Below are 3,740 nucleotides of genomic sequence, written 5' to 3'. Positions count from 1 at the left end.
CCCCAGGCCCAGCCGCCCTACCACGCGCTGCTGGCCCTGCCCGCCTGGCCGGTGCTGGCCGGCTGGGCCCGCACCACCCTGCACCTGGGGCACGACGACGGCTGCGAACTGCCCCTGCCCACCCCCGGCGGCGGCAGCCACCAGGTGCTGCTGCGCGCCCGCCTGACGCGCCCCAACCCCCAGGGCGCGGCCGCCTGCGTGATTTTTCTGGAAGACCTGCGCGACGTGGAAACCCGCGTGCGCAACGAAAAGCTGGCCGCCATGGGCCGGGTGTCGGCCGCGGTGGCGCACGAAATCCGCAACCCGCTGGCCGCCATTGCACACGCCAACGCGCTGCTGGGCGAAGAAAGCCTCACCCCCATCCAGCAGCGGCTGGCCGCCATGATCGGGCAAAACGCCAAGCGCCTGGGCCGCACGGTGGACGACATTCTGGACGCCGCCCAACTGCCCGCGCGCCCAACCACCCCCCCACAGCACACGCCGCTGGACGCCTGCGTGGCCACCACCGTGGCCGAATGGCACGCCCAACAGGCCGGCCAACCGGCCCCGCAGTGGCAGCCCGGTGCCCCCGGCCTGCAGGTGCGGTTCGACCCCGAACACCTGCGCCGCGTGCTGGTCAACCTGCTGGACAACGCCCGCAAATACGGCAGCGGCGGCACCGGCGCCATCCACATCGCCACCCACCCCAACGGCCGGTTGCGGGTGTGGAACCCCGGCCCGCCCCTGCCCGAAGACGTGGCGCAGCACCTGTTCGAGCCCTTTGCCTCCAGCCACAGCCGCTCCAGCGGGCTGGGGCTCTACCTCTCGCGCGAACTGTGCCAGCACCACGGCGCCCAGTTGCACCACCGGCCCTCGGCGCGGGAGGGCGTGCCGGGGCACGGGTTTGTGGTGACCCTGCAAAGCCTCTGATCGATATACAACAAAAACAAACTTTGTTGTATAAATTACGCATGCCAGCGAGCTACCAAGAACAACCCGTAGCCACCTCCACCGCGTACGCACAGCTGCACACCGCCACGCTGGGGCTCGACTTTGCGCGCGACGCATCGCACCTCAGCGGCAGCTTTGGCACCAAAACCATCAAAGGCAAGGTGCAGTGGTACTTCAGCTTCCGCGATGTGGACCAGACCGTCCGCCAGCTGTACGTGGGCGCGGACTCCCCGGCCCTGCGCCAACTTGTCCAAAACACCCAGGCACACACACCGCGCAAACACCTGCAAGGCCTGGCCAAATCCGCCGTCGTCCTGGGCTGCGTGCCCGTGGCGCGCAAACACCTGACCGTCATTCTCCGGCTCAGCGAATATGGCTTCTTCCGGGCCGGCGGCGTGCTGGTGGGCACCCACGCCTTTCTGGCTTTCGCCAACCAGCTGGGTGTGCGGTGGCTGCACAGCGAACAAACCACAGACATCGACTTCGCCCACGCCGGCCGCAACATCTCCATCGCACTCCCGGCCAGCATCAAAGCCCAGCCGCATTCCGCGCTCAACAGCCTGCAACAAGGTTTTTTGCCCATGGTGGCCTACCGCGGTGGCGCCGGTGCTTCGTACCGGCACGGCCAGGAACCCGAATTCCAGATCGACTTCCTCACCACACAAACCTCGGCACAAACCGCCCCCATCACCATCGACCACCTGGACGTGGCGTTGCAACCGCTGCGCTTCATGGAATTCTCGCTGGAACACGTCCAGCAAGCCACCCTGTTTGACGGCACCGGGCGCGCCGTTGTGGTCAACCTGCCCGCCCCCGAACGCTACGCCGTGCACAAACTGCTTATTGTTGGCGAACGCACTGGGGCCTTTCGCGCCAAAGTGGCCAAAGACCTGGCCCAAGCCCATGCCCTGATCGAGTACTTTCACAACCACGACCCCGACGCCCTGCTCGACACCTGGCAAGACGCACTGCAACGCGGCCCAGGCTGGCGAAAACGTGCCCTCGAAGGCCAGCAAGCCCTTGCACAGCGCGCCCCCGCGTTGGCCGCCTGGCTGGTGGGCGGCTCTTGAAACACCGTTTGCCGGTCTGTCCGGCACTCTAAACTGCGCTCATGGCCACCCCCTCACCCGCCCCGCACCTCCTCGTCGTGGACGACGAGCCCGACCTGCGCACCCTCTACGAACTCACCCTGCTCAAGGTCGGCTACCGGGTGGACACCGCCGACACCCTGGCCAGCGCCCGCGCCCGGCTGGCCGAACGGCACTACCAGCTCGTCATCACCGACATGCGCCTGCCCGACGGCCTGGGGCTGGAACTGGTGCGCCAAGTCACCGCCGAGCAACGGCCCGAAAAAACCATCGTCATCACCGCCTACGGCTCGGCCCACAACGCGGTCGAGGCCCTCAAGGCTGGTGCCTTCGACTACCTGACCAAACCCGTCGAACTGCCCCAACTGCGCCAGGCCGTGGCCACCGCCTTGCAAGGCCAGCCCAGCAACGCCACCCAAGGCCACCACGGCAGCGCGGCCCCCGCCCCCCAGCAGGCCGGCCCCAGCGCCCTCACGCCCCAGGCCGCCGCCGCGCTGGCCTGCATCGTCGGCCATTCGGCGCCCATGGTGGCGGTGCGCCAGCACATCCAGCGCGTGGCGCCCACCATGGCCCCGGTGCTGGTGCTGGGCGAATCGGGCACCGGCAAAGAACTGGTGGCCCGCGCCCTGCACGCCTGCAGCCACCGCGCGGCCGGCCCGTTTGTGGCCGTCAACTGCGGCGCCATCCCCGAAAACCTCATGGAGGCCGAATTCTTCGGCGTGCGCAAAGGCGCCTACACCGGCGCCACCGCCGACCGGCCCGGCTACTTCCAGGCCGCGCAGGGTGGCACCCTGTTTCTGGACGAACTGGGCGACCTGCCCCTGCCCATGCAGGCCAAGCTGCTGCGCGCCATCCAGGAACGGCAGGTGCGCCCCCTGGGCGCCACGCAAGAAGAAGCCACCGACGTGCGCCTCGTCAGCGCCACCCACCACGAGCTGGCCCGCGCCGTGCAGCAAGGCCGCTTCCGGCAAGACCTGTACTACCGCCTGAACGTGATTGAACTGCGCATACCGCCCCTGCGCGAACGCGCCAGCGACCTGCCCGACATGGCCCACGCCCTGCTGGCCCGCCTGGCCCAGCGCAACGGCCTGCCCCAGCCCCCCACCCTGGCGCCCGACGCCCTGGCCGCCCTGGCCCGCCACCCCTTCCCCGGCAACGTGCGCGAACTGGAAAACACCCTGGAACGCGCCCTGGCCCTGCACACCGGCCCCACCCTGGGGGCCGAGGCCATACAGCCCCCCCCCAGCGTGGCGCCCCCACCCCCCGGCTTCGCCGACAGCGGCTTTGCCCCCACCGTGCCCGCCCCGCTGCAAGCCCTGCCCCCCGGCACCCCGTGGCCAGCCGACGCCGAGCCCGACCGCGCCCACCTGGCCGCCCTGCTGGCCCACAACCGCTGGAACCAAAGCCGCACCGCCCGCCAACTGGGCTGGACGCTGGCCAAACTGCGCTACTGGATGCAGCGCCTGGGCCTGGGCGACAGCGCCTAACGGCACATCAACATTTCACATCAAATTTTGATGTGACCACCCCCATGCAAATGAGCCTTTGGGGGCTTTGTCCTAGGAGAACACACCGTGGAAGCCGCTGGCACGGATGCTGCATAACACACACCAGCCTCAAAACCTTGGGGTGGTTCAACCAACTTTTGGAGGGGAAACCCATGAAACTCAAGCAACGTGCCCAACAAGGCTTCACCCTGATCGAACTGATGATCGTGGTGGC

4 protein-coding genes are annotated in these 3,740 nt (G+C 68.6%); all 4 read left to right on the top strand.

Annotated features, from left to right (window positions below; all coding sequences use genetic code 11):
• A partial coding sequence (locus tag HA630_RS10550) for a sensor histidine kinase KdpD (RefSeq protein WP_166834566.1) occupies positions 1-909 on the top strand: 909 nt, incomplete at its 5' end.
• Positions 910-950: 41 nt separating this feature from the next.
• Complete coding sequence (locus HA630_RS10545) at positions 951-2,000, top strand: nucleotidyltransferase domain-containing protein (protein WP_166834564.1); 1,050 nt, start codon at positions 951-953, stop codon at positions 1,998-2,000.
• Positions 2,001-2,041: 41 nt separating this feature from the next.
• On the top strand, positions 2,042-3,505 hold the full coding sequence (locus HA630_RS10540) for a sigma-54 dependent transcriptional regulator (RefSeq protein ID WP_166834562.1): 1,464 nt from the start codon (positions 2,042-2,044) through the stop codon (positions 3,503-3,505).
• A gap of 32 nt (positions 3,506-3,537) precedes the next feature.
• Positions 3,538-3,740: prepilin-type N-terminal cleavage/methylation domain-containing protein (locus HA630_RS10535; RefSeq protein WP_208300058.1), on the top strand; the 203-nt coding region annotated here is incomplete at its 3' end.

It is taken from the genome of Aquabacterium sp. A08, from assembly GCF_011742065.1.
Note: the sequence above shows the minus strand (reverse complement) of the source record. Positions and strands in the feature narration are given on the sequence as shown.

Bases quoted from the DNA above. Each gene is read 5' to 3' on its own strand.
- HA630_RS10545 (WP_166834564.1), top strand. From the start codon at position 951: ATGCCAGCGAGCTACCAAGAACAACCCGTAGCCACCTCCACCGCGTAC.
- HA630_RS10540 (WP_166834562.1), top strand. From the start codon at position 2,042: ATGGCCACCCCCTCACCCGCCCCGCACCTCCTCGTCGTGGACGACGAG.